The 24,431-nt window shown below is 58.6% G+C and carries 22 protein-coding genes and 1 other RNA gene; 15 read left to right on the plus strand and 8 right to left on the minus strand.

Annotated features, from left to right (window positions below; translation table 11 throughout):
* Positions 1 to 4 precede the first annotated feature (4 nt).
* Complete coding sequence (locus CAF87_RS26725) at positions 5 to 4,933, minus strand: M10 family metallopeptidase C-terminal domain-containing protein (RefSeq protein ID WP_085733656.1); 4,929 nt, start codon at positions 4,931 to 4,933, stop codon at positions 5 to 7.
* A 204-nt stretch (positions 4,934 to 5,137) separates the two neighbouring features.
* Between CAF87_RS26725 and CAF87_RS26730 the strand changes: the two genes are divergently transcribed.
* Together CAF87_RS26730 and CAF87_RS26735 are read left to right on the plus strand one after the other, a co-directional pair.
* Positions 5,138 to 5,782: an MBL fold metallo-hydrolase gene (locus CAF87_RS26730; RefSeq protein WP_085733657.1), complete on the plus strand. Its 645-nt coding sequence runs from the start codon at positions 5,138 to 5,140 to the stop codon at positions 5,780 to 5,782.
* A 116-nt stretch (positions 5,783 to 5,898) separates the two neighbouring features.
* A complete protein-coding gene (locus CAF87_RS26735; RefSeq protein ID WP_085700856.1) occupies positions 5,899 to 6,630 on the plus strand; it encodes an OmpA family protein in 732 nt (243 codons plus the stop codon).
* Positions 6,631 to 6,697: 67 nt separating this feature from the next.
* Here CAF87_RS26735 and CAF87_RS26740 read toward each other — a convergent pair whose 3' ends face one another.
* Positions 6,698 to 7,132 carry a YhcB family protein gene (locus tag CAF87_RS26740; protein WP_039766275.1) on the minus strand — a complete coding sequence of 145 codons (435 nt, stop codon included), beginning with the start codon at positions 7,130 to 7,132 and terminating at the stop codon, positions 6,698 to 6,700.
* Between the two features lie 144 nt (positions 7,133 to 7,276).
* Between CAF87_RS26740 and CAF87_RS26745 the strand changes: the two genes are divergently transcribed.
* The 3 genes from CAF87_RS26745 to zapE all read left to right on the plus strand — a co-directional run bounded on the left by CAF87_RS26745 (position 7,277) and on the right by zapE (position 10,471).
* Positions 7,277 to 7,906, plus strand: a complete 630-nt coding sequence (locus tag CAF87_RS26745; RefSeq protein WP_085733700.1) for an alpha/beta hydrolase — start codon at positions 7,277 to 7,279, stop codon at positions 7,904 to 7,906.
* A 24-nt stretch (positions 7,907 to 7,930) separates the two neighbouring features.
* Entirely contained in the window at positions 7,931 to 9,286 is a 1,356-nt protein-coding gene (locus tag CAF87_RS26750; protein ID WP_085733658.1) for a tryptophan--tRNA ligase, read from the plus strand.
* A 90-nt stretch (positions 9,287 to 9,376) separates the two neighbouring features.
* Positions 9,377 to 10,471 (plus strand): cell division protein ZapE, encoded by a 1,095-nt coding sequence (gene zapE, locus CAF87_RS26755; protein ID WP_085733659.1) that lies wholly within the window; start codon positions 9,377 to 9,379, stop codon positions 10,469 to 10,471.
* A 62-nt stretch (positions 10,472 to 10,533) separates the two neighbouring features.
* Here zapE and CAF87_RS26760 read toward each other — a convergent pair whose 3' ends face one another.
* Complete coding sequence (locus CAF87_RS26760) at positions 10,534 to 11,430, minus strand: GlxA family transcriptional regulator (protein WP_170929661.1); 897 nt, start codon at positions 11,428 to 11,430, stop codon at positions 10,534 to 10,536.
* A 246-nt stretch (positions 11,431 to 11,676) separates the two neighbouring features.
* Between CAF87_RS26760 and CAF87_RS26765 the strand changes: the two genes are divergently transcribed.
* Positions 11,677 to 12,813: an acyl-CoA dehydrogenase family protein gene (locus tag CAF87_RS26765; protein WP_085733661.1), complete on the plus strand. Its 1,137-nt coding sequence runs from the start codon at positions 11,677 to 11,679 to the stop codon at positions 12,811 to 12,813.
* A gap of 119 nt (positions 12,814 to 12,932) precedes the next feature.
* On the opposite strand, the gene CAF87_RS26770 is transcribed toward CAF87_RS26765, so the two are convergent.
* Positions 12,933 to 13,973 carry an NADP(H)-dependent aldo-keto reductase gene (locus tag CAF87_RS26770; RefSeq protein ID WP_085733662.1) on the minus strand — a complete coding sequence of 347 codons (1,041 nt, stop codon included), beginning with the start codon at positions 13,971 to 13,973 and terminating at the stop codon, positions 12,933 to 12,935.
* Positions 13,974 to 14,217: 244 nt separating this feature from the next.
* Here CAF87_RS26770 and rplM point away from each other — a divergent pair, with 244 nt between their 5' ends.
* From rplM to CAF87_RS26805, 7 genes are all read left to right on the plus strand, one after another.
* Positions 14,218 to 14,646, plus strand: a complete 429-nt coding sequence (gene rplM / locus CAF87_RS26775) for a 50S ribosomal protein L13 (RefSeq protein WP_007928449.1) — start codon at positions 14,218 to 14,220, stop codon at positions 14,644 to 14,646.
* 14 nt (positions 14,647 to 14,660) lie between these two features.
* Positions 14,661 to 15,053, plus strand: coding sequence for a 30S ribosomal protein S9 (rpsI, locus tag CAF87_RS26780; RefSeq protein ID WP_007961615.1), 393 nt, complete (start codon positions 14,661 to 14,663; stop codon positions 15,051 to 15,053).
* A 270-nt stretch (positions 15,054 to 15,323) separates the two neighbouring features.
* Positions 15,324 to 15,917, plus strand: a complete 594-nt coding sequence (petA, locus tag CAF87_RS26785) for a ubiquinol-cytochrome c reductase iron-sulfur subunit (protein WP_003228055.1) — start codon at positions 15,324 to 15,326, stop codon at positions 15,915 to 15,917.
* Positions 15,917 to 17,128 (plus strand): cytochrome bc complex cytochrome b subunit, encoded by a 1,212-nt coding sequence (locus CAF87_RS26790; RefSeq protein ID WP_065261493.1) that lies wholly within the window; start codon positions 15,917 to 15,919, stop codon positions 17,126 to 17,128. The genes petA and CAF87_RS26790 overlap by 1 nt, the downstream gene beginning before the upstream one ends.
* Positions 17,128 to 17,910 carry a cytochrome c1 gene (locus tag CAF87_RS26795; RefSeq protein WP_064383969.1) on the plus strand — a complete coding sequence of 261 codons (783 nt, stop codon included), beginning with the start codon at positions 17,128 to 17,130 and terminating at the stop codon, positions 17,908 to 17,910. The genes CAF87_RS26790 and CAF87_RS26795 overlap by 1 nt, the downstream gene beginning before the upstream one ends.
* A gap of 148 nt (positions 17,911 to 18,058) precedes the next feature.
* Positions 18,059 to 18,676, plus strand: a complete 618-nt coding sequence (locus CAF87_RS26800) for a glutathione S-transferase N-terminal domain-containing protein (protein ID WP_085709342.1) — start codon at positions 18,059 to 18,061, stop codon at positions 18,674 to 18,676.
* 16 nt (positions 18,677 to 18,692) lie between these two features.
* Entirely contained in the window at positions 18,693 to 19,106 is a 414-nt protein-coding gene (locus CAF87_RS26805) for a ClpXP protease specificity-enhancing factor (RefSeq protein ID WP_007956787.1), read from the plus strand.
* Positions 19,107 to 19,158: 52 nt separating this feature from the next.
* Here CAF87_RS26805 and CAF87_RS26810 read toward each other — a convergent pair whose 3' ends face one another.
* The 4 genes from CAF87_RS26810 to CAF87_RS26825 all read right to left on the minus strand — a co-directional run bounded on the left by CAF87_RS26810 (position 19,159) and on the right by CAF87_RS26825 (position 22,603).
* Positions 19,159 to 19,737, minus strand: a complete 579-nt coding sequence (locus tag CAF87_RS26810; protein ID WP_085709343.1) for a BON domain-containing protein — start codon at positions 19,735 to 19,737, stop codon at positions 19,159 to 19,161.
* Entirely contained in the window at positions 19,734 to 20,327 is a 594-nt protein-coding gene (locus tag CAF87_RS26815) for a phosphoheptose isomerase (protein WP_007928463.1), read from the minus strand. Before CAF87_RS26815 ends, CAF87_RS26810 begins: the two co-directional genes overlap by 4 nt.
* Positions 20,328 to 20,429: 102 nt before the next feature.
* On the minus strand, positions 20,430 to 20,792 hold the full coding sequence (locus tag CAF87_RS26820; RefSeq protein ID WP_085733663.1) for a YraN family protein: 363 nt from the start codon (positions 20,790 to 20,792) through the stop codon (positions 20,430 to 20,432).
* Positions 20,792 to 22,603 carry a penicillin-binding protein activator gene (locus CAF87_RS26825; RefSeq protein ID WP_085733664.1) on the minus strand — a complete coding sequence of 604 codons (1,812 nt, stop codon included), beginning with the start codon at positions 22,601 to 22,603 and terminating at the stop codon, positions 20,792 to 20,794. Before CAF87_RS26825 ends, CAF87_RS26820 begins: the two co-directional genes overlap by 1 nt.
* 177 nt (positions 22,604 to 22,780) lie before the next feature.
* Here CAF87_RS26825 and rsmI point away from each other — a divergent pair, with 177 nt between their 5' ends.
* Positions 22,781 to 23,686, plus strand: coding sequence for a 16S rRNA (cytidine(1402)-2'-O)-methyltransferase (gene rsmI, locus CAF87_RS26830; protein ID WP_085733665.1), 906 nt, complete (start codon positions 22,781 to 22,783; stop codon positions 23,684 to 23,686).
* Positions 23,687 to 23,759: 73 nt separating this feature from the next.
* Positions 23,760 to 24,113: RNase P RNA component class A (gene rnpB, locus CAF87_RS26835), an RNA gene on the plus strand.
* Positions 24,114 to 24,431: the final 318 nt, after the last annotated feature.

Consider the following 24,431-nt stretch of genomic DNA (forward strand, 5'->3'; position numbering starts at 1 on the left):
AGCGTCAGGCCACCAGATCGTTGGCGCTGAAGCTGTTGACACCGACCAGCTGGATTTCGAAGTCCGCACCGGCGTTGCCACTGACGTTGCCCGACAGAACATGGTCGACGAAGCGCAATTGGCCTGCCCCCGTGAAGTCGGCGCCACCGATGAAGGTGAAACCATTGACGCCGGCAGTCAGCAGGTTGGCATCAAATTTCGTCAGGTCGATCTTGTCACCCTGCAAACTGTTGAAGTCGGTGATGACGTCGCGGTTGGCGCCAATACCCATTTCGTTGACCGCGCGGAAAACGAAGGTGTCCGCTCCGGCATCGCCGAAGAGCACATCTGCACCGGCACCGCCGTCCAGGATGTTGTTGCCGGCATTGCCTCTGAGAATGTTGTTCAGTGAGTTGCCGGTGGCCTTGATGGCATTGCCGACCAGGTTGAGATTCTCGAGATTGGCGCCCAGCGTGTAATCGATGTACGAATAGACGGAGTCGACATCGCTGGCCGACGGGCCTTCTTCAATGACCAAATCCCCGATGTTGTCGACCACGTAGCTGTCGTTGCCGGCCCCCCCGATCAGGGTGTCTGCACCTGCGCCGCCGTTGAGGGTGTTGTCATCGCTGTTGCCGATCAGGGTGTTGCTCAGCGCGTTGCCGTAGACGGTGAAAACGCCGGAACCGGTCAACTGGACGTTCTCGAAGTTTTGCAGGTTGCCGAGATTCAGGTCGACGATATTGGTTTGTGCGGTGGCGTTGTAGCCGATCAACAGGGTGTCGTTGCCTTCGTTGGCTTTTTCCTGAACGAGGGCCAGTTCGCCTGCCTGATCCAGGCCGTAGGTGTCGTTGCCCTTGCCCCCGATCATGGTGTCCAGGCCTGCCCCGCCAATCAGGCGGTTGTCGTTGTCGTTGCCCCTGAGGATGTTGTTCAACGAGTTGCCGGTGGCGTTGAGGGCGTTGCCGACCAGATTGAGGTTCTCGAGATTCGCGCCCAGCGTGTAATCGATGTACGAGTAGACTGAGTCGAGGTCGCTGGCCAAAGGACCTAGTTCGATGACCACGTCCCCGATGTTGTCCACGACATAGCTGTCGTTGCCGGCGCCACCGATCATGGTATCCGCGCCTGCACCGCCGTTGAGGGTGTTGTCGCCGCTGTTGCCGGTCAGGGTGTTGTTCAGTGCGTTGCCGTAGACGGTGAAACCACCTGCGCCGGTGATGGCGACATCCTCGATGTTGAGCAGGCTGGCCTGGTTCAGGTCGATGACGTTGTTTCGTGCACTGGAGTCGTACTCGATCACCAGCAGGTCAGTGCCTTCGTTGGCGAACTCCTGGATGAGCGCCAGTTCGCCGACCTGATCAATGCCGTAGGCATCATTGCCCTTGCCGCCGATCATGGTGTCCAGGCCCGCGCCACCGACCAGCTGGTTGTTACCGTCGTTGCCGATGAGCACATTGTTCTGTTCGTTGCCAATGCCGTAGATATTGCCGGTGCCGGTCAGGGTAAGGTTTTCCACATACTGGCTGAGGGTGTAGTTCACCGACGCGCGTACCGTATCGGTGCCGTCCCAGCGGTAGTTTTCAGTCACCACGTCACCGACGTTATCGACAATGTAGGTATCGTCGCCTGCGCCGCCGATCATGATGTCGGCGCCCGCGCCGCCGTCCAGTATGTTGTTGCCGTCGGTGCCCCTGAGAATGTTGTTCAGCGAGTTACCTGTGGCCTTGATGGCACTGCCGACCAGGTTCAGGTTCTCGAGGTTGGCACCCAGCGTGTAGTCGATGTAGGAGTAGACCGAATCGACATCACTGGCCGACGGGCCTTCTTCAATGACCACATCCCCGGCGTTGTCGACGACATAGCTGTCGTTGCCGGCACCGCCGATCATGGTATCCGCGCCTGCGCCACCGTTAAGGGTGTTGTCATCACTGTTGCCGGTCAGGGTGTTGTTCAGCGCATTGCCATAAACGGTGAATAAACCGGAACCGGTCAAGGCAACATTTTCAATGTTTTGCAGGCTGGCGCGATTCAGATCGACGGTACTGCCCAGTACGCTGAATGCCTTGTATTCAATCACCAGCGTGTCATTGCCTTCGTTGGCCAGTTCCTGGACGAGATCCAGCTCACGCTCCTCATCGATGCCATAGGCATCATCGCCTTTGCCGCCGATCAGGGTATCGACTCCGGCGCCGCCAACCAGTTGGTTGTTACCGTCGTTGCCGATGATGATGTTGTCCTGGTCGTTGCCAATGCCGTAGATGTTGCCAGTTCCGGTCAGGGTGAGGTTTTCCAGATTGGCGCTGAGTCTGTAGTTGACCGAGGCGCGGACTGTGTCGATTCCTCCCTGCAGGCGGTTGGTTTCATTGATGACGTCGCCCACATTGTCAACGATGTAGGTATCGTTGCCCAAACCGCCGATCATCAGATCGGCTCCCGCGCCGCCGTCCAGCACGTTGTTTCCGTCGGTGCCCCTGAGGATGTTGTTCAGCGCGTTACCGGTGGCGTTGATGGCGTTGCCGACCAGGTTCAGGTTCTCAAGGTTGGCGCCCAGCGTGTAATCGATGTACGAGTAGACCGAATCGACATCACTGGCTGACGGGCCTTCTTCAATGATCACATCCCCGACGTTGTCGACGACATAGCTGTCGTTGCCGGCGCCGCCGATCAGGGTATCCGCACCTGCGCCGCCGTTGAGAGTGTTGTCATCGCTGTTGCCGATCAGGGTGTTGCTCAGCGCGTTGCCGTAGACGGTGAAAACGCCGGAACCGGTCAACTGGACGTTCTCGAAGTTTTGCAGGTTGGCGATATTCAGGTCGACGATATTGGTTTGTGCAGTGGCGTTGTAGCCGATCAACAGGGTGTCGTTGCCTTCGTTGGCCAGTTCCTGAACGAGGGCCAGTTCACCTGCCTGGTCCAGGCCGTAGGTGTCGTTGCCCTTGCCCCCGATCATGGTGTCCAGGCCTGCCCCGCCAATCAGGCGGTTGTCGTTGTCGGTGCCCCTGAGGATATTGTTCAGCGAGTTGCCGGTGGCGTTCAGGGCGTTGCCGACCAGGTTGAGGTTCTCGATATTCGCACCCAGCGTGTAATCGATGTAGGAGTAGACCGAGTCGAGATCGCTGGCCGACGGGCCTTGTTCGATGACCACGTCACCGATGTTGTCGACGATATAGCTGTCGTTGCCGGCGCCACCGATCATGGTATCTGCGCCCGCGCCGCCGTTCAGGACGTTGTCATCGCTATTGCCGGTCAGGGTGTTGTTCAGTGCGTTGCCGTAGACGGTGAAACCACCGGCGCCGGTGATGGCGACATCCTCGATGTTGAGCAGGCTGGCCTGGTTCAGGTCGATGATGTTGTTTTGTGCGCTGGCGCTGTACTCGATCACCAGCAGGTCCGTGCCTTCGTTGGCGAACTCCTGGATGAGGGCCAGCTCGCCGACCTGATCGACGCCATAGGCGTCATTGCCCTTGCCGCCGATCATGGTGTCCAGGCCCGCGCCACCCACCAGTTGGTTGTTGCCATCGTTGCCGACCAGCAGGTTGTTCTGGGCATTGCCGATACCGTAGATATTGCCGGTGCCGGTCAGATAGAGATTTTCCAGATTGGCACTGAGGGCGTAGTTCGCCGAAGCGCGGACGGTGTCGATCTCGGTGGCCAGGGTGCTGGTTTCACTGATGACGTCGGCACTATTGTCGACGATGTAAGTATCGTTGCCCAGGCCGCCAATCATGATGTCGGCGCCCGCACCGCCGTCCAGTACGTTGTTGCCGTCGGTGCCCCTCAGGATGTTGTTCAGCGCATTGCCGGTGGCGTTCAGAGCATTGCCGACCAGGTTCAGGTTCTCGAGGTTGGCACCCAGCGTGTAGTCGATGTAGGAGTAGACCGAGTCAACATCACTGGCCGACGGGCCTTCTTCAATGACCACATCCCCGGCGTTGTCGACGACATAGCTGTCGTTGCCGGCACCGCCGATCATGGTATCCGCGCCCGCGCCACCGTTGAGGGTGTTGTCCAGTGCATTGCCGATCAGCGTGTCATTGAATGCCGAGCCGTAAGCGTTTTCGATCTTCGCGCCGTACGCAATCGCCAGTCCCTGATTGAACGAGTTGCCTGCCTGGTCGGTGAAGGCCTTGCCGATCTTGCTGTATTGGCCTTCGTTGAGGTTGATGCTGACGGCTGCCAGTTGATTGCTGGCGTCGATTGAATCGATACCGCCGGCATCCCAGATGGTTTCGAACACTGACTGTGTCGGGGCCCACGAGTAAACGTTGTTGCCGGTCATCCACTGAGTATTGGCGCCATAAAGGCTCTGGATCGCCAGGATATCCAGCACCATGGGGGTGGTTGGCAGGTATGAGTAATTGTTGTTGTAGCTCATGATGGTGAAGCCGGCGTCATCGAGCGACGGGTCAAGCGTGATGCTGTTGGTAGCCGATGGCGCGAACGAATGTTTAAGGCCTATTGCGTGACCGATTTCATGAACGAATGTCATGAAGTCGTAGGTGCCCTTGTCCGGAAAAGGTTGACTGGTGTTCGGCCCGATCCATACGTCGCCGCCATTGGGTTTTTGGGAAGGGGTGTAAGCCCAGGCTGCCGCGTCGGCATCGAGAAACGAGTAACCGCCGAAACGCAAATCGCCCACGCTTGTCGAGGATTCACCAGTCAACTGGAACGTGATATTGGCTACTGCTGACCAGCTATCCAGAGCGCTTATAACCGCCATTTGCTGGGCATTGGTCAGTGCATAGGCTGCCTTGGGTTCGTTGTCAGCGCTGTAGTTCGGAGCGAAGACCGATACGCCAGGGACAATGAAGCTGTACGTCAGACTGGTTACCGCACTTGGGGTGTACCATTGGGTACTTTCCCATTTATTGCCGGAGATGAGGCTGTCGACAGGGGCTACCCCAGTCAGTGAGGCGAACCAAGTGCTTGTGTAACCAGTAGGGCGTGGCATGCGTAATTCCTGAGAGAGGCTGCGGCCCTTCCCGAAATGTGGCCGCTACAAGATTGGATTTTGCACGAGAACAAGGGTGTTTGACATCATCTGGCCACTACTTTCTGATTAGTGGCGCCAATTAACTGACCCGGCGATCTGTATCGGCGAGTGCAGTAGAATCCTGAAGCGAACGTCAACGTTGTCTGCCCAGGACCCCATTTCATGTCTGCTCCAAGTCCCTCGCTCATTCGCGAAACTTTTCCGGTCGGCCCATTGCAGTGCAATTGCACGATCATCGGCGACCCCATCACGAAAAAAGCCATCGTCGTCGACCCGGGCGGCAATCCCGATCTGATCATGGCGCGCCTCGATGCGCTGGGTCTGAAAGTGGTCAGTATCATCCACACTCATGCGCATCTTGATCATTTTCTCGCCTCCGGACAGATGAAAGAGAGAACCGGCGCAACGCTGCATCTGCACAAAGAGGATCAGTTCCTGTGGGACAACCTCGAAATGCAATGCCAGATGTTCGGCGTGCCTTACACCCCGGTGCCCTCACCGGATCGCTGGCTGAGCGACGACGAGGAACTGGCCTGCGGATGCGGCGTGGCGCTGCATACGCCAGGGCATACACCCGGTTCCATGAGCTTTTGGTTTTCCGAGGCTAAGCTGTTGATTGCCGGCGACACGTTGTTCCGGCGAGGAGTAGGGCGCACGGATTTGTGGGGCGGCGATCAGGCGACCATCGTGCGATCGATCAAGCAGCGACTGTACACATTGGACGAGGACGCGACCGTTGTGGCCGGACATGGCCCGGATACGCGTCTGGGCGATGAGATGCGGGAAAATCCGTTCGTGCGCGCCTAAACATTTTGTCACGAGTGCCCGGCGGAATTTTTGTGCATTGTCATGATCCAACGCCCGCAAAGGTCCATTGCCAAACGGCCGTTGCACCACAGAATGCAAAAAAGTAGGAGCTCTCCATGTTCACCACGCGTCGTTTGATTATTGTCGCTACTGCCGTAGCCGTACTGTCCGGCTGCGCCTCGCCCAACCCGTATGACAATCAGGGTCAGGCCGACGGTGGCTCCCAGGGCATGAGCAAAACCGCCAAATACGGCGGCCTCGGTGCACTGGCCGGTGCGCTGGCTGGTGCCGCCATCGACCACAACAACCGCGGCAAGGGCGCCCTGATCGGCGCTGCTGTCGTCGGTGCTTCCGCTGCCGGTTACGGTTACTACGCCGATCAGCAGGAGAAGAAACTGCGCGCCAGCATGGCCAACACCGGCGTTGAAGTGCAGCGTCAGGGCGATCAGATCAAGCTGATCATGCCGGGCAACATCACCTTCGCCACCGATTCGGCGAACATCGCTCCAAGCTTCTACCAGCCGCTGAACAACCTGGCCAACTCGCTCAAGGAGTTCAACCAGAACCAGATCGAGATCGTCGGGTACACCGACAGCACCGGCAGTCGCCAGCACAACATGGACCTTTCCCAGCGTCGTGCGCAGAGCGTGGCCACCTACCTGACTTCGCAAGGCGTCAGCGGTGCCAACCTGAGCGCCCGCGGTGCCGGCCCGGATAATCCGATCGCCAGCAACGGTGACGTCAATGGTCGCGCGCAGAACCGCCGCGTCGAGGTTAACCTCAAAGCCATCCCTGGCCAGCAGTACGGTGGCCAGCAACAGCCGGGCACCGTTCAGCAATACCCGTAACCGTCAGGTACAAAAAAGCCCCCGGACAAGTGATTGTCCGGGGGCTTTTTGTTGGCGCGAAGGCTGATTACTTCTTCAGGCCGTAATGCTCGTCGAGCATGCCCGGCGAGTTCGGGGTCTTCGGCGCGTAGTCACGTGGCGGTTCCTGATCCCGTGGCGGCGTCAGGCGTTCCCGTGGGGCCTGTGCTGCCTCGGAGTGCAAAGAAGCCAGCAGGCGTTGACGAGTCTGCTCGTCCAGGGCAAGGCGGTTGGCGCCCTCGGCGAGATGGTCCTGCACTTCCTGATAGCTCTGGGTCAGCTTCTTGACCAGATTGGCGGTGCTGTTGAAGTGGGTCACCACTTCGTTCTGATAACTGTCGAAACGTTCCTGAATATCGTCCAGTTGACGCTGCGTGCGGCTGGGCGCGGCGTTCGGCGCAACGCGTGCGATCAGGAAACCAATGGCGACACCCACAACCAGGGCAAGAGTCGGTAACAACCAAACTAAGAGCGAGTGTTCCACGAGTCCTTCCTCTATAAACGGCTTTGCTTTACGTTAACGGCTCGAACCTGCGCTGTATACCGCGATTCACTCGCAATAGATTGGCACAGACAATTTGCTAGACGAGTCGACCCGATTCGAGGTCACGGAGTTCCTTCCTTGCTGATGCGTGAAACCCCTGTAGTGATTGATGGCCCGGTGGGTCAACTTGAATCCCTGTACCTGGATAACGAGCAGCCACGCGGCATCGCGCTGATCTGCCATCCCAACCCGGTGCAGGGCGGCACCATGCTCAACAAGGTCGTCTCGACCCTGCAGCGCACCGCGCGCGACGCGGGCCTGATTACCCTGCGTTTCAACTATCGCGGCGTCGGTGCCAGTGAAGGTTCCCATGACATGGGCAGCGGTGAAGTCGATGACGCTCAGGCAGCCGCCGCGTGGTTGCTGGAAAAACACCCGGATCTACCGCTGACCCTGTTCGGTTTCTCTTTTGGTGGATTTGTTGCAGCAAGTCTCGGCGGTCGTCTTGAAGCACAAGGCGTGGTGCTCAAGCATCTGTTCATGGTGGCGCCTGCGGTCATGCGCCTGGGCGATCAGGATCAGTTGCCGCAGCAGGGCGAGCTGACCGTGATCCAGCCGGAAACCGATGAAGTGATCGACCCGCAGTTGGTCTACGAATGGTCCGGCAAACTCCAGCGCCCCCATGAGCTGCTGAAAGTGGCAGAATGCGGACACTTTTTTCATGGCAAGCTGACCGATCTCAAGGATCTGATCCTGCCGCGTCTCTCGAATTGATTGCAGTCTGACAAGCGATTACCCATGACGAACCGTACCCGCATCCTCACCGGCATCACCACCACCGGCACCCCGCACCTGGGCAACTACGCCGGCGCCATTCGCCCGGCGATCGTCGCCAGCCGTGACACGAACGCCGATTCGTTCTACTTCCTGGCCGACTACCACGCCCTGATCAAGTGCGATGACCCGCTGCGCATCCAGCGCTCGCGTCTGGAAATCGCCGCGACCTGGCTGGCCGGTGGCCTGGATGTGGATCGCGTGACCTTCTATCGCCAGTCCGACATTCCGGAAATTCCCGAGCTGACCTGGCTGCTGACCTGCGTCGCCGCCAAGGGCCTGCTCAACCGCGCCCATGCCTATAAGGCTTCGGTGGACAAGAACGTCGAGACCGGCGAAGACCCGGATGCCGGCATCACCATGGGCTTGTACAGCTATCCGGTGCTGATGGCGGCGGACATCCTGATGTTCAACGCGCACAAGGTGCCGGTCGGTCGCGACCAGATCCAGCATGTGGAAATGGCCCGCGACATCGGCCAGCGCTTCAACCACCTGTTCGGCCAGGGCAAGGAGTTCTTCACCATGCCCGAAGCGCTGATCGAGGAAAGCGTTGCCACCTTGCCGGGCCTGGACGGTCGCAAGATGTCCAAGAGCTACGACAACACCATCCCGCTGTTTACCAGCGCCAAGGACATGAAGGACGCGATTTCGCGGATCGTTACCGACTCTCGCGCGCCGGGCGAAGCCAAGGATCCGGACAACTCGCACCTGTTCACTCTGTTCCAGGCGTTCGCCACGCCGGCGCAGGCTGATGAGTTCCGCAGCGAGCTGCTGGGCGGTCTGGGTTGGGGCGAGGCGAAGAACCGTCTGTTCCAATTGCTCGACAACGAACTGGGCGAGTCCCGCGAGCGTTACCACCAGTTGATCGAGCGCCCGGCAGATCTGGAAGACATCCTGCAACACGGTGCCAAAAAGGCCCGTGCGGTGGCGACGCCGTTCCTCAACGAGCTGCGCGAAGCGGTCGGCCTGCGCTCCTTCGTCAATCAGGTTCAGGTTGCCGCGACCACCAAGAAGAAAGCCGCTAAAGCCGCGCGTTTCGTCAGCTTCCGCGAAGACGATGGCAGCTTCCGTTTCCGTCTGCTGGCGGCCGATGGTGAGCAATTGCTGCTGTCGCGCAACTTCGCCGACGGCAAGACTGCCGGCCAGGTGACCAAGCAGCTGCAATCGGGTCAGGCGCTGGATGTGCGCAGCGAAGACCTGAGCTTCAGCGTCTGGCTGCAAGGCGAGTGCGTCGGCGACAGCCCGGCGTTCGCCGACGTGGCTGCGCGCGATGCGGCCGTCGAGGCTTTGCGGATCGCTCTGACACCGGTTCAGGAATAATCAACGGGCCGGCCCGACCAAGGGCCGATTGCCATTCCCACGGGCCATCGCTACAGTGACGGCCCGTTTTTGTTGCCTTGCTAACGAATTATGACGCCCCTAGAACGATATCAAGCTGATCTGAAACGCCCGGACTTCTTCCATGACGCGGCGCAGGAAACTGCCGTGCGTCACTTGCAACGCCTGTACGACGATCTGATCGCGGCTGAGCAGAACAAGCCGGGTTTGCTGGGCAAACTGTTTGGCAAAAAGGATCAGACCCCGGTCAAGGGCCTGTACTTCTGGGGCGGCGTGGGTCGCGGCAAGACTTACCTGGTGGACACCTTCTTCGAAGCCCTGCCATTCAAGGAAAAGACCCGCACCCACTTCCACCGCTTCATGAAGCGCGTGCACGAAGAGATGAAGACCCTCGGCGGCGAGAAAAACCCACTGACCATCATCGCCAAGCGTTTTGCGACTGAATCGCGGGTTATTTGCTTCGATGAATTCTTCGTTTCCGACATCACCGACGCTATGATCCTCGGCACGCTGATGGAAGAGCTGTTCAAGAATGGCGTCACCCTGGTCGCGACTTCGAACATCGTGCCGGACGGTCTGTACAAGGATGGCCTGCAACGCGCGCGCTTCCTGCCAGCCATCGCGCTGATCAAGCAGAACACCGAGATCGTCAACGTCGACAGCGGCGTCGACTACCGTTTGCGTCACCTCGAACAAGCGGAGCTGTTCCACTTCCCGCTCGACGAAGCCGCTCACGAAAGCCTGCGCAAGAGCTTCCGTGCGCTGACGCCTGAATGCACGGCTGCCGTGGAAAACGATGTGCTGATCATCGAAAACCGCGAAATCCGCGCCCTGCTCACTTGCGACGACGTGGCCTGGTTCGATTTCCGCGAGCTGTGCGACGGCCCGCGTAGCCAGAACGACTACATTGAACTGGGCAAGATTTTCCATGCCGTGCTGCTCAGTGGCGTGGAGCAGATGAGCGTCACCACGGACGACATCGCCCGCCGCTTCATCAACATGGTCGACGAGTTTTACGACCGTAACGTCAAGCTGATCATTTCTGCCGAAGTCGAGTTGAAAGATCTGTACACCGGTGGGCGCCTGACATTCGAGTTCCAGCGGACCCTCAGCCGTCTGCTGGAGATGCAATCCCACGAATTCCTGTCCCGGGCCCACAAGCCTTAAGCGGATTCGGCAAACAAAAAGGGCCTGCAGATGCAGGCCCTTTTTTGTGTCTGGTCGAATCGTCAGGCAGCTTGCTGGAACTGCTGTCGATACTGGTTCGGCGACAGTTCGGTGTGCTGGCGGAACAGGCGTGCGAAGAAGCTCGCATCGTCGTAGCCGACTTCGTAACTGATGGTCTTGATGCTCTTGCGGCTGCCGGAGAGCAAGCCCTTGGCGGTCTCGATGCGCAGCCGTTGCAGGTAGTGCAGCGGTTTATCGCCAGTGGCGGTCTGGAAGCGGCGCATGAAGTTGCGAATGCTCATGCCGTGCTCGCGGGCCACGTCTTCGAAGCGGAACTTGTCGGCGAAATGCTCTTCGAGCCAGTGCTGGATCTGCAGGATGATCACGTCCTGGTGCAGTTTCTGGCCGCCGAAACCGATGCGGCCCGGTGAGTAGCTGCGCTGCACTTCATAAAGAATGTCGCGGGCCACGGCTTGCGCCACATTGGCGCCGCAGAAGCGTTCGATCAGATAGATGTAGAGGTCGCAGGCCGACGTGGTGCCGCCGGCGCAGTACAGGTTGTCGGCGTCGGTCAGGTGCTTGTCCTGATTGAGATAGACCTTTGGAAAGCGCTCGGCGAAGGCATTGAAGAAGCGCCAGTAGGTGGTCGCTTCCTTGCCGTTGAGCAGACCGGCTTCGGCCAGCCAGAACACCCCGGTGGCCTCGCCGCAGAGAACTGCTCCGCGCGCATGTTGCTCGCGCAGCCAAGGCAGGATCTGTGGATAGCGTTGGCTCAATGTGTCGAAGTCGTCCCAGAAGGCCGGGAGGATGATGACATCAGTGTTTTCCAGACCTCCGTCCACCGGCATGACCACGTCACTGAAGCTGTTCACCGGTTTGCCGTCGGGGCTGACCAGGCGGGTTTCGAACGCCGGAGTCAGGCCGTGGCCCAGTTGTTTGCCGTAACGCAGGCTGGCCAGATGGAAGAAATCCTTGGCTTGCATGAGGGTGGAAGCGAAAACCCGGTCGATCGCCAGGATGCTGACGCGCCGCAAGGGCGTGGAGACTTGCTTGGACATAATTCAACTTTTGTTTTTATAAGGGAAAGTGGTCACCAGACGGCTGGATCGTCTTATTTTTTGTCGGATGTGTCCAGTGTCCTGTATCGGAAGCGGGGCTTAGTCTCTGAAGGTCTGATCCCTTCAACAATAAAGAAAAGGTGTCGCATGATCCCCAGAACCCTGTTCAGCTCCGAGCACGAATTGTTCCGCGACAGCGTTAGAACATTCCTCGAAAAAGAGGCGGTGCCGTTTCATGCGCAGTGGGAAAAACAAGGCTACATCGACCGCAAGTTGTGGAACAAAGCAGGGGAGGCGGGGATGCTCTGCTCGCATCTGCCAGAGGAATACGGTGGTTTGGGGGCGGACTTTCTCTACAGCGCGGTCGTGATCGAAGAAGTAGGGCGGCTGGGCCTGACCGGCATCGGTTTCTCGCTGCATTCGGACATCGTCGCGCCGTACATCCTGCATTACGGCAGCGAGACGCTGAAGCAGAAATACCTGCCGAAACTGGTGTCCGGCGAGATGGTCACGGCCATCGCCATGACCGAGCCGGGCGCGGGCTCCGACTTGCAGGGGGTCAAGACCACCGCCGTGCTGGACGGTGACGAATATGTCATCAACGGTTCGAAAACCTTCATCACCAATGGTTTTCTCGCCGATCTGGTGATCGTCGTCGCCAAGACCGATCCCAAGGCTGGAGCGAAGGGCACCAGCCTGTTTCTGGTGGAGGCGAACACGCCGGGCTTCGACAAGGGCAAGCGCCTGGAGAAGGTCGGAATGAAGGCTCAGGACACGTCGGAATTGTTCTTCCAGGATGTGCGAGTGCCGAAGGAAAACCTGTTGGGGCAGGCCGGGGCCGGGTTTGCTTATCTGATGCAGGAATTGCCGCAGGAGCGTCTGACCGTGGCCATTGGCGGTCTGGCCTCGGCCGAGGCGGCGCTGCAATGGACGCTGGATTACACCCAGGACCGCAAGGCGTTCGGCAAGGCCATCGCCGACTTCCAGAACACGCGCTTCAAGCTGGCGGAAATGGCCACCGAAATTCAGATCGGCAGGGTGTTCGTTGATCGCTGCCTGGAGCTGCACCTGCAAGGCAAGCTCGACGTACCGACCGCCGCGATGGCCAAGTACTGGGGCACCGACCTGCAATGCAAGGTGCTCGACGAGTGCGTGCAGTTGCATGGTGGCTACGGATTCATGTGGGAGTACCCGGTGGCCCGGGCGTGGGCGGATGCGCGGGTGCAGCGGATCTATGCGGGCACCAATGAAATCATGAAGGAGATCATTGCGCGTTCGCTTTGAGTTTTGCAGTGAATTGACTGGCCCCTTCGCGAGCAAGCTCACTCCCACAGATGACGGTGATCCCTGTGGGAGCGACGGTGCGACGACTCGACTTGCTCGCGATTGGATCTAAAGCTTAATCAAGGCGCCGGGTTCGGATGATCCTTGTGGATCGCTTCGATCCCGTCCAGCACTTCCTTCGATAGTTTCAGTTCGTAGCTGGCGATGTTGCTGTCCAGTTGCTCCAGCGTTGTCGCACCGATGATGTTACTGGTGACAAACGGTTGCTGATTCACAAACGCCAGGGCCATTTGCGCCGGATCCAGGCCGTGTTCACGGGCCAGGGCCACGTAACGGCTGCACGCCGCTTCCGATTGCGGGTTGAAGTAGCGACTGAATCGGCTGTAGAGGCTCAGGCGGCCTTTTGGCGGACGGGCGCCGCCTTCGTACTTGCCCGACAGGAAGCCGAATGCCAGCGGGGAATAGGCGAGCAGGCCGCACTGTTCGCGAATCGCGATTTCCGCCAGGCCGACTTCGAAGCTGCGGTTGAGCAGGTTGTACGGGTTCTGGATCGATACCGCGCGCGGCCAGCCACGGGCTTCCGCCAGGGCCAGAAAGCGCATGGTGCCCCACGGGGTTTCGTTGGACAGGCCGATGTGGCGGATCTTGCCGGCCTTCACTTGCTCGTCGAGGGCTTCGAGGGTGTCTTCGAGCGGGGTGAGGTTGGCTTCGATCTTGTGTTTGTAGCCCAGCTGTCCGAAAAAGTTGGTGCTGCGCTCCGGCCAGTGCAATTGATACAGATCGATGTAGTCGGTCTGCAGGCGCTTGAGGCTGGCGTCCACGGCCTCGGTGATGTGCTGGCGGTTGTGGCGCAGGTTTTTGTCGCGGATGTAGTCGATGGTGTTGCCGGGGCCGGCGATCTTGCTGGCGAGGATCCAGTCGGCGCGGTCGCCGCGGCTCTTGAAATAATTGCCGATGTAGCGCTCGGTGGTGGCATAGGTTTCGGCTTTCGGCGGCACCGGGTACATCTCGGCGGTGTCGATGAAATTGATCCCGGCGCCCTTGGCCCGCTCGATCTGGGCGAAAGCTTCAGCTTCAGTGTTTTGCTCACCCCAGGTCATGGTGCCGAGGCAGATTGCACTCACGTTCAGGTCGGTACGGCCTAGCTGGCGATAGTCCATCGGGTGCTCCTTGGGCAAAACAAGCATAAAAGCAGGTTGAAATTTTTTTCGCAATCTGCATAATTGCCGACCTCTTTCTGCAGTGGAAGTGATGCCCCGCCGCCGAAGAATCTTGCCGTTGAACGGACGCGCCGACCCGAGCCCCCGAAAGCGTCTGTATCCGGCTGCCTTTGACTTGTCAAAGTACGCACTATTCAGTAAGATCCGCCGTCTTATTTACAGGCGGCCCCTGAGGCTATAAAGAATGAAAACTTTTACTGCTAAACCGGAAACAGTAAAGCGCGACTGGTTTGTCGTCGACGCTGCTGGTCAGACCCTGGGTCGTCTGGCCACCGAAATCGCGAGCCGTCTGCGTGGCAAGCACAAGCCTGAGTACACTCCTCACGTTGATACCGGCGACTACATCGTCGTAATCAACGCCGAGCAAGTTCGTGTAACCGGTGCTAAAACCACTGACAAAATGTACTACTCCCACTCCGGTTTCCCGGGCGGTATCAAGTCGATCAACTTTGAAAAACTGATCGCCAAGGCCCCTGAGCGCGTGATCGAGACCGCGGTTAAAGGCATGCTGCCTAAAAACCCGCTGGGTCGCGACATGTACCGTAAGCTGAAAGTCTATGCGGGCGCTGCACACCCTCATACTGCTCAGCAGCCCCAAGAACTGAAGATTTAACGGAATAGTTCATTATGTCGGCGACTCAAAATTACGGCACTGGCCGTCGCAAGACCGCAACCGCACGCGTTTTCCTGCGTCCGGGTACTGGTAACATCTCCATCAACAACCGTTCGCTGGACTCGTTCTTCGGCCGCGAAACTGCCCGCATGGTAGTTCGTCAGCCGCTGGAACTGACCGAGACTGTCGAGAAATTCGACATCTACGTCACCGTGATCGGCGGTGGTGTAAGTGGTCAGGCTGGCGCAATCCGCCACGGTATCACTCGCGCTCTGATGGACTATGACGAAACCCTGCGTAGCGCTCTGCGCAAAGCTGGCTTCGTTACCCGCGACGCCCGTGAAGTTGAACGTAAGAAAGTTGGTCTGCGTAAAGCGCGTAAGCGTCCGCAGTACTCGAAGCGTTAATTTCGCTTCCACGTTCAAAAAAGAACGCCCGATTCCTCACGGAACCGGGCGTTTTTTTATGCGTGCGATTTCTCGAATAATTGCGCTGTGACAACTTGCCACATTCGTAGACCCCCTATACTACAAGGCTTGAGGGCCAGCCCTCCGGGTAATTACCTTGTCAGAATTGGGGGTTTTCATTACCATTCGGCAAAATTTTTATAAGTACATTGTTTCATATTTAGTAGATGCCTGATTTAACAGGCCACAAAGCTGATGGGAGAGGACTGAATGAGCAATGACGGCGTGAATGCAGGCCGGCGTCGCTTCTTGGTAGCAGCCACATCCGTGGTGGGTGCTGCAGGAGCGGTGGGGGCTGCGGTCCCGTTCGTGGGGTCATGGTTTCCCAGTGCCAAGGCGAAAGCTGCCGGTGCACCGGTGAAAGTGAATGTCAGCAAAATCGAGCCCGGACAGCAGATGATTGCTGAATGGCGCGGCCAGCCGGTATTCATTGTTCGCCGTACTGCGGAAATCCTGGGGAATCTCAAGAAGATCGAGGGCCAGCTCTCCGATCCGACCTCCAAAAACTCCACGCAACCTACCTATGTCGACCCTGAAGTGCGTTCGATCAAGCCGGAAATTCTCCTGCTGATCGGGATCTGCACTCACCTGGGTTGCTCACCGACCTTCCGTCCCGAAGTGGCACCCGCGGATCTGGGAAAAGACTGGGTAGGTGGCTATTTCTGCCCTTGCCACGGTTCCCACTACGATCTGGCTGGCCGCGTCTACAAGTCGCAACCTGCGCCTTTGAACCTGCCAGTACCCCCGCATTCCTATGAGACCGATGACCTGATTGTCATTGGCGTCGATACGGAGAAAGCGTGATGAGCAAGTTCATGGATTGGGTTGATGCGCGCTTCCCCGCCACCAAGATGTGGGAAGACCATCTCAGCAAGTATTACGCTCCAAAAAACTTCAATTTCTTCTACTTCTTCGGCTCACTGGCGCTGCTCGTTCTGGTCAACCAGATCGTCACCGGTGTCTGGCTGACCATGAGCTACACCCCGTCGGCGGAAGAGGCGTTTGCCTCCGTCGAATACATCATGCGCGACGTCGAGTACGGTTCGATCCTGCGTTTGCTGCACTCCACTGGCGCTTCGGCGTTCTTCATCGTGGTCTATCTGCACATGTTCCGTGGCCTGCTCTACGGTTCGTACCAGAAACCGCGGGAACTGGTGTGGGTGTTCGGCATGCTGATCTACCTGGCGCTGATGGCCGAAGCCTTCATGGGTTATCTGTTGCCATGGGGCCAGATGTCCTACTGGGGCGCCCAGGTAATCATCTCGCTGTTCGGCGCGATTCCGGTCATCGGTAACGACCTGACTCAGTGGATTCGTGGTGACTACCTGATTTCCGGGATCACCCTGAACCGCTTCTTCGCCCTGCACGTGGTGGCCTTGCCGATCGTGATTCTCGGTCTGGTGGTGCTGCACATTCTGGCGTTGCACGAAGTGGGTTCGAACAACCCGGACGGCGTGGACATCAAGAAGCACAAGGACGAAAACGGTGTCCCGCTGGACGGCATCGCTTTCCACCCGTACTACACCGTGAAAGACATTGTCGGTGTGGTGGTCTTCCTGTTCATCTTCTGCTTCATTGTGTTCTTCTTCCCGGAAATGGGCGGCTACTTCCTCGAAAAGCCAAACTTCGAGCAAGCCAACCCGTTCAAGACGCCAGAGCACATTGCACCGGTCTGGTACTTCACACCGTTCTACGCAATCTTGCGTGCGGTCCCTGACAAGCTCATGGGTGTTATCGCCATGGGGGCGGCTATTGCGGTGCTGTTCGTCCTGCCATGGCTTGACCGCAGTCCGGTCAAGTCGATGCGCTACAAAGGCTGGATGAGCAAAATCTGGCTGGTGGTGTTCTGCATTTCCTTCGTGATCCTCGGCATTCTGGGTGTTCTGGCCCCGACGCCGGAGCGCACACTGGTGTCGCAGATCTGCACCTTCCTGTACTTCGCCTACTTCATTCTGATGCCGTTCTACACCAGGCTCGAGAAGACCAAACCGGTTCCGGAAAGGGTGACTGGCTGATGAAAAAGTTATTTTTTGCTCTGATTTTTGCTGCTCTGCCAGTGCTGTCTTTCGCTGCCGAACACGGTGGTCCGGAACTGGAAAAAGTCGACATTGACGTTTCCGACAAGGCTGCTCTGCAGGATGGTGCGCGTACCTTCGCCAACTATTGCATGGGCTGCCACAGCGCCAAGTTCCAGCGTTACGAGCGTGTTGCCGATGACCTTGGCGTTCCGCACGAAATGATGCTGGAGAAACTGGTGTTCACCGGTGCCAAGATCGGCGATCACATGAACATCGGCATGCAGCCGGCCGACGCCAAGACCTGGTTCGGTGCAGCGCCACCGGACCTGACCCTGGTGGCGCGTGTTCGTGGTACCGACTGGCTGTATGGTTATCTGCGTTCGTTCTATGAGGATCCGGCGCGTCCATGGGGCGTGAACAACAAAGTCTTCCCGAACGTCGGCATGCCTAACGTGCTGGTCGGCCTGCAAGGTCGTCAGGTCGTGGGTTGCAAACAGGTGCAGATCGTCGAGGATGGCAAGAAGCAGTACGATCCGCTGACCGGTACGCCTTTGACTCATGAGGCCTGCGATCAACTGACCATCGTGCCGAAAACCGGCACCCTGAACGAAGAGCAGTTCGATGAGAAGGTCAAGAATCTGGTAACCTTCCTGGCTTACTCGGCTAACCCGGTTAAGCTGCAACATCAGCGCATCGGTACTTACGTCTTGCTGTACCTGGCGTTCTTCTTTGTGTTCGCCTACCTGCTCAAGCGTGAATACTGGAAAGACGTGCACTGATAACGCTTCAAGCAATTGCTGTTAATCGCGCGCGCCCAAGGGCGCCTCTGGAATCGCAAGGCCTGGTCAGCCAGGTTTTGCGGGAGGCGCCCTCTGGGCGCGCGCGTTTTTCCGGCTCCGACTATTTCAACAAGCGAGGAGGATCGCCATGGGCGTGACCAATCGGTTGGCCTGTTACTCCGACCCCGCCGACCACTATTCCCACCGAGTGCGCATCGTGCTTGCAGAGAAGGGTGTCAGCGCCGAAATCATTTTTGTGGAGGCTGGTCGTCAGCCGCCTAAACTGATTGAGGTAAACCCTTACGGCAGTCTTCCGACGTTGGTCGATCGTGACCTGGCGTTGTGGGAGTCGACCGTGGTGATGGAGTATCTGGATGAGCGTTACCCGCATCCGCCATTGATGCCTGTGTACCCGGTGGCGCGTGCCAACAGTCGTCTGTTGATGCACCGCATCCAGCGTGACTGGTGTGGTCTGGTGGATCTGATTCTGGATTCACGCACCAAGGAAGCTGCGCGTGTCGTGGCGCGCAAGGAATTGCGCGAAAGCCTGACGGGCGTGTCGCCGTTGTTTGCCGACAAGCCGTTTTTCCTCAGTGAGGAACAAAGTCTGGTGGATTGCTGCCTATTGCCAATACTCTGGCGTTTGCCGATTCTGGGTATAGAACTGCCGCGGCCGGCCAAGCCGCTGCTTGATTATATGGAGCGTCAGTTTGCGCGTGAGGCTTTCCAGGCGAGTCTGTCTGGTGTCGAACGCGACATGCGCTAAGGCTTAAGGAGCCGCTATGAACTCCAGTCGACCTTATCTGGTCCGCGCGCTCTACGAGTGGATTGTGGATAACGATTGCACCCCGCACATGCTGGTCAATTCCGAGTACCCGGCAGTGCAGGTACCACAGGGCTTTGCCAGCGACGGGCAGATTGTCCTGAATATTTCGCCGAGTGCAGTGCGTCATCTGCACATGGACAACGACGTCGTGACCTTCGAGGGTCGCTTCGGTGGCGTTCCGCACAGCCTGTATGTGCCAATTGCCGCGATCCTGGGTATCTACGCCCGGGAGAACGGTCAGGGCATGGTGTTCGATCTGGAGTCGCCGATGGATGACGAAGACGAGATCGAACAGGATGACGATGTTCCGCCACCGGACAGCGAGCCTCCGCGCCCAAGTGGCCGGCCAAGCCTGAAAGTGGTGAAGTAATAAAAAAGGCGATCCAACCGGATCGCCTTTTTTGTGCCTGCCGAGTTGCAAATCAGTCGATGTATTCGAACAGCTTCACAATTTTCTGCACGCCGGAAACGCCCTGCACCAGATTGGTGGCCTGGGCCGCTTCCTGTTTGGTCAGCAGGCCGAGTAGATAGACGATGCCGTTCTCGGTCACGACTTTGATGCGCGACCCGGGGATGCTGGCGTCGGTGAGCATCTGGGTCTTGATCTTGGTCGTCAGCCAGGAATCGTTCTGGCGGGCGAGGAAGCTCGACGGCGCAATCACTTGCAGTTCGTTGTGCACTTTCTTCACCCGTTGCACGTTGGCAGCCGCCTGTTCGGCCTTGGCCTTGAGGTCTTCGCGCGGGGTCTGGCCGGCCAGCAGCACGATGCCGTTGAAGCTGGTGACGACGATGTGCGAGTCATTGTCCAGGCCCGGATCGGCCTTGGCCACGTTGACGCCGACTTTGGTCTCGATCAATGAATCGTCGATCTTGCTGCCGAAGGTGCGGGTGCCGCGATCGTCTTCGATCGGTGCTTCGCGGCTGGCATTCACCACGGAGGTGCAGCCAGTAATGCCGAGGCACAGGGTCAAGGCCAGAAGGCCAAGGCGATTAGGGGTCATTCTTCACTCCCGAACAGTTGGCTGTCGATCAGATCACAAAGGCAATGGATCGCCAGCAAGTGGACTTCCTGAATACGTGCGGTGACATTGGCCGGTACGCGAATCTCGACGTCCTCGGGCAGCAGCAGCGACGCCATGCCGCCGCCATCGCGTCCGGTCAATGCTACGACAATCATTTCTCGATCATGTGCGGCCTGGATCGCTTGAATAATGTTCGCCGAGTTGCCGCTGGTCGAAATCGCCAGCAATACGTCGCCTGGCTGACCGAGTGCGCGGATCTGCTTGGAGAACACTTCGTTATAGCTGTAGTCGTTGGCGATCGAGGTGATGGTCGAGCTGTCGGTGGTCAGGGCGATGGCCGGCAGGCTCGGGCGCTCACGCTCGAAGCGGTTGAGCAGCTCCGAAGAAAAGTGCTGGGCGTCGCCGGCCGAGCCGCCGTTACCGCACGAGAGCATTTTCCCCTCGTTGAGCAAGGCGTTGACCATCACTTGGCTGGCTTGCTCGATGTGCGGTGCAAGTACGTCCATCGCCTGTTGCTTGGTGTCGATACTGGCCTGAAAAAGCTGGCGAATTCGGGATTGCATGTCCATCTGTGTGACCTTAATTAGCGCGGCTGTCCGGCACGTGAATGTGCAGCCCGCAAAGCAAAGAGCAAAAGTGTTGAGTGAAAATGTTCAGGTTGGCGCAGGCGATCAACTGTCGAACGCATTCTGCAACCAGTTCAACTGACCCTGGTGGCTGTCGATGGCCACCACGTCGAAGCGGCAGGGGGAATTGGCCCAACGCGACTCGCGCTGAAGAAAATACTGTGCGGCGAAAATCAGTTTCTGCCGTTTGCGCCCGTCAATACTGTCGAGCGCTCCACCCCATTGAGTGTTCTTTCGGTAACGTACTTCGACGAATACTACTGTATCGCCATCAAGCATGACCAGATCAAGCTCGCCGCGTTTACATAACCAGTTCTGCGCCAGCAGGCGCAGCCCCTGGTGTTGCAGATGCTCGAGCGCCTGGCGCTCGGCATCTTTGCCGCTTTGCAGGTGTGACGTGTCGGGCATCAGCGCGGGGTGTCCGGCAGGCGTTGAACCTGACCGCTGACAAACTGGGCCCATGGCAGTTGACGCACGACACGTTGGGTTTGAGTCATGCCCAGGCTACCCGACAGGCCATCGATGCGGCTGTCCGGCAGCGCCTTGAGTTGATCAAGGCGTGGCGCCAGGCGGTAGGCGTCAACCCCCATCGCGTACAGGCGGCCGAGGCTGCCGGCAGCTTGTGGCCACTGTGCGGTGACTTGTTTGCGCAGCGGATCGTTGGCGTCCAGCAACCATGGGGTTTCGCAGAAGCGCACACCGTTCATGTCGTTGTACTGGTTCACGTCGCCGCTGGCGCTGAATACGTGGGAGGTCGCGTAGACCGGAACGTCACCAGCGTACTGGAAGTTCAGGGTCGGCTTGATCTGCTGGGCCTGTTGCGGAGTCGCGGCGAGGAAAATGAACTCGATGTCCTGGCGACGCGAAGGCTGGGCGGCGACGTTGGTGCCGGCAGCATTCTGCAGGCTCTTGGCACGGGCTTCGCTCTGGCGCAGCTGGAACATGTCGGCGATCTGCTGGGCCAGTTGCACAGGCTGATCGACGCGCTCGGTGGCGACGATGCTGCCGCCATTGGCTTGCCAGTCCTGGCTGAACGCGCGCAGGACGCGGTCGCCCCATTCGCCTTTCGGCACCATGATCGCGGCGCGGTGCAGTCCGTCGGCACGAGCGCGGCGGGACACTTCGCGGGCTTCGTCTTCAGCGGCGAGGCCGAACTGGAACAGTTGCGCCGGGCCTTGGTCGCCTTCGCTGTAGTTCAGCGCAAGAGTGGTGATCGGCAGTTGCGGGCGGGTGCTCAACTGTTTGACCAGTGGTTTTTCCAGCGGCCCGACAACCAGTTGCACGCCGTCGGCCTGGGCCTTGCGGTAGAACTCGTCCATGGAGGTCAGGTGCGAGCTGTCGTAGAACACGATGGCTGGTGGTTTCTGACCGGCTTGCTGAGCCTGGTAGTGCGCAGCCATGAAGCCGTCACGCAGTGCTTTGCCGACCGAGGCCAGTTGGCCGTCTTGTGGCAGCAGCAGGGCGATCTTGCTCAGAGGCTGGCTGGCCAGTTCCTTGAGTTTGGTCAATGGCAGTGGCAGGTTGATCGCGGCCGGGTGTTTCGGGTGCTGCGAGCGCCAGGCATCGATGGCGGCTTGCTGTTGCTCCAGGGTGCCGGCGGTTTTCACTGCCAGGGCCAGGCTCATCCAGCCTCCGAGGTCATCGGTGGTATTCGGTTGCAGTTGATCGGTCGGAAGTGACGCAATCAGGGTCCAGATCGCTTCATGGTTCTTGCTGGCGGCTTCGCCTTCCAGCATCGGTGCGATGAAGATGCGCTCACGAGCGGCAGCCAGTGTCTGGCCGTCGGCTTCAAGGGCGCGGGCGTGAACAGTGCCGGCGCGAACCTGCAACGGAATCGACATTTCGCTCAAGCGCTGCAGGCTTGGATGATTCAGGGCTGCCAGCGCGGCTTTCGGCTGGTTGCGGGTCATGGCCAGTTCAGCGGCCAGGGTGCTGGCGAATGCCTGCTGACCCGGCTGGAGTTGCTCCATCGGCACCTGTTGCAGGATTTGCGCGGACTGTCCGGCATTGCCCTGGCGATAAGCCATGTCCGCCGCACTCAGGCGTAGCAGCGCAGCTTTGTCCGGCGATTTGGCCTGGGCAGCCTGTTCGAGCAGTTGCTCGATGCTGGCATCCGGAGTCCGTGGAAGTTCGCCAAGGCTGGAGGAAGGGGAGCTGGCGCAAGCCGCCAGCAAGGCAGCGAGGCAGAGGGCAGTGAACAGCCGCAGGCAAGCGATCATGTAAGTGTTCCTGATACTCGATCAAATTAGCGTCGAATTGTACCCAAGCGCTGGCCGGGGCGCGATGTTACTGGTGTGAAACCGTCAATTTAGCTGATGTAAATGTTGCGCGACCGCACAATGGTGCGACAAACCATGTCTGCCGCGACCGCATCGTCGGTCGCGCGACGCGCTACAATGGCGGCTTTTACCGATCATGAGGTGTGCGCTTTGACTGCTCCAGGTGCTTTGAATTCCGCTGCGGGCTCGCTTTATGTGGTGGCGACGCCCATCGGCAACCTGGATGACATCAGCGCCCGGGCGTTGAAGATTCTGCGAGAAGTGGCGCTGATTGCCGCCGAAGACACGCGCCACTCACAGCGACTGATGCAGCATTTCGGTATCAGCACGCCGCTTGCGGCCTGCCATGAGCACAACGAACGTGATGAGGGCAGTCGCTTCATCACTCGTCTGTTGGCTGGCGACAATGTGGCGCTGATTTCCGATGCCGGTACGCCGCTGATTTCAGATCCGGGTTATCACTTGGTGCGTCAGGCCCGTGCCGCCGGGATCAATGTGGTGCCGGTGCCGGGTGCCTGTGCATTGATCGCGGCGCTGTCGGCGGCCGGTCTGCCATCCGACCGTTTCATCTTTGAGGGTTTCCTGCCGGCCAAGGCTGTTGGTCGAAAGGCGCGCCTTGAAGCCATCAAGGAAGAACCGCGCACATTGATTTTCTACGAGGCGCCGCATCGTATCCTCGAGTGCCTGCAAGATATGGAGGCCGTGTTCGGTGCTGATCGCCCGGCATTGCTCGCCCGTGAAATCACCAAGACCTTTGAAACACTCAAGGGCCTGCCGCTGGCCGAGTTGCGTGCGTTCGTTGAGGCAGACAGCAATCAGCAACGTGGCGAATGTGTTGTGGTGGTGGCTGGCTACACTGCGCCGGAATCCGAAGACGCTGTCAGCAGCGAGGCAATGCGCGTCCTCAATCTGTTGCTCGAAGAGATGCCGCTCAAGCGTGCCGCGGCTCTGGCGGCGCAAATCACCGGTGAGCGCAAAAACGTGCTGTATCAGGTGGCGCTGGATCAGCAAAAAGGCACGTAACCCGTCGCGCAGACCGGTTTGCGGGCTATTAGCGCTTGTTCTTCGGGCGCTCTGCCGTTAACCTGCGCGGCGGAGAGTCGATCGGACAGTCGCTGCCCTCTATGAAAATTAGGGGGGGGAGGAAAGTCCGGGCTCCATAGGGCGAAGTGCCAGGTAATGCCTGGGAGGCGTGAGCCTACGGAAAGTGCCACAGAAAATAACCGCCTAAGCGCTTCGGCGCCGGTAAGGGTGAAAAGGTGCGGTAAGAGCGCACCGCACGTCTGGCAACAGTTCGTGGCTAGGTAAACCCCACTTGGAGCAAGACCAAATAGGGTCCCAAGGCGTGGCCCGCGCTGGGACCGGGTAGGTTGCTAAAGATGTCCAGTGATGGCCATCGTAGACGAATGACTGTTCAAGACAGAACCCGGCTTACAGATCGACTCTCCACCTTTTTCTTTTCCCTGCTTGAATTAAAGGCGACAGGGCTGTTTATTATCAGCAGGCCTGCTCTGGAAATCCGGCAGCGGCAACCGCAGTAATAGCCATTTCCCACCTTGCTTCAATCAACAGCAGAAGCGCTTTTGTAATACCGAAAAAATCTTACTCTTAACAAATTACTTTAACTTTCGAGCGCAGCTTTCAGTGCTGCATCAAGTTATTGGATAAAAGCATCCGCCGGATTCTCGTTGCTCCTCCTTTTATGCTCCTAAATCTCCGTTCTGTAAGGGTTTTCCTTTGATCCGCGCCTTGACGGTGTGGTGGGCGC

This window comes from Pseudomonas sp. R38(2017), from assembly GCF_002112395.1.
GTDB lineage: Bacteria > Pseudomonadota > Gammaproteobacteria > Pseudomonadales > Pseudomonadaceae > Aquipseudomonas.

Excerpts from the sequence above, each read along its gene's own strand:
- CAF87_RS26735 (WP_085700856.1), top strand. The coding sequence starts at position 5,899 with ATGTTCACCACGCGTCGTTTGATTATTGTCGCTACTGCCGTAGCCGTA.
- CAF87_RS26750 (WP_085733658.1), top strand. The coding sequence starts at position 7,931 with ATGACGAACCGTACCCGCATCCTCACCGGCATCACCACCACCGGCACC.
- CAF87_RS26725 (WP_085733656.1), bottom strand. The coding sequence starts at position 4,933 with ATGCCACGCCCTACTGGTTACACAAGCACTTGGTTCGCCTCACTGACT.
- rpsI (WP_007961615.1), top strand. The coding sequence starts at position 14,661 with ATGTCGGCGACTCAAAATTACGGCACTGGCCGTCGCAAGACCGCAACC.
- petA (WP_003228055.1), top strand. The coding sequence starts at position 15,324 with ATGAGCAATGACGGCGTGAATGCAGGCCGGCGTCGCTTCTTGGTAGCA.
- rsmI (WP_085733665.1), top strand. The coding sequence starts at position 22,781 with ATGGCGGCTTTTACCGATCATGAGGTGTGCGCTTTGACTGCTCCAGGT.
- CAF87_RS26800 (WP_085709342.1), top strand. The coding sequence starts at position 18,059 with ATGGGCGTGACCAATCGGTTGGCCTGTTACTCCGACCCCGCCGACCAC.
- CAF87_RS26770 (WP_085733662.1), bottom strand. The coding sequence starts at position 13,973 with ATGGACTATCGCCAGCTAGGCCGTACCGACCTGAACGTGAGTGCAATC.
- CAF87_RS26820 (WP_085733663.1), bottom strand. The coding sequence starts at position 20,792 with ATGCCCGACACGTCACACCTGCAAAGCGGCAAAGATGCCGAGCGCCAG.
- CAF87_RS26795 (WP_064383969.1), top strand. The coding sequence starts at position 17,128 with ATGAAAAAGTTATTTTTTGCTCTGATTTTTGCTGCTCTGCCAGTGCTG.
- CAF87_RS26765 (WP_085733661.1), top strand. The coding sequence starts at position 11,677 with ATGATCCCCAGAACCCTGTTCAGCTCCGAGCACGAATTGTTCCGCGAC.
- CAF87_RS26810 (WP_085709343.1), bottom strand. The coding sequence starts at position 19,737 with ATGACCCCTAATCGCCTTGGCCTTCTGGCCTTGACCCTGTGCCTCGGC.
- CAF87_RS26805 (WP_007956787.1), top strand. The coding sequence starts at position 18,693 with ATGAACTCCAGTCGACCTTATCTGGTCCGCGCGCTCTACGAGTGGATT.
- CAF87_RS26815 (WP_007928463.1), bottom strand. The coding sequence starts at position 20,327 with ATGGACATGCAATCCCGAATTCGCCAGCTTTTTCAGGCCAGTATCGAC.
- zapE (WP_085733659.1), top strand. The coding sequence starts at position 9,377 with ATGACGCCCCTAGAACGATATCAAGCTGATCTGAAACGCCCGGACTTC.
- rplM (WP_007928449.1), top strand. The coding sequence starts at position 14,218 with ATGAAAACTTTTACTGCTAAACCGGAAACAGTAAAGCGCGACTGGTTT.
- CAF87_RS26790 (WP_065261493.1), top strand. The coding sequence starts at position 15,917 with ATGAGCAAGTTCATGGATTGGGTTGATGCGCGCTTCCCCGCCACCAAG.
- CAF87_RS26730 (WP_085733657.1), top strand. The coding sequence starts at position 5,138 with ATGTCTGCTCCAAGTCCCTCGCTCATTCGCGAAACTTTTCCGGTCGGC.
- CAF87_RS26745 (WP_085733700.1), top strand. The coding sequence starts at position 7,277 with ATGCGTGAAACCCCTGTAGTGATTGATGGCCCGGTGGGTCAACTTGAA.
- CAF87_RS26825 (WP_085733664.1), bottom strand. The coding sequence starts at position 22,603 with ATGATCGCTTGCCTGCGGCTGTTCACTGCCCTCTGCCTCGCTGCCTTG.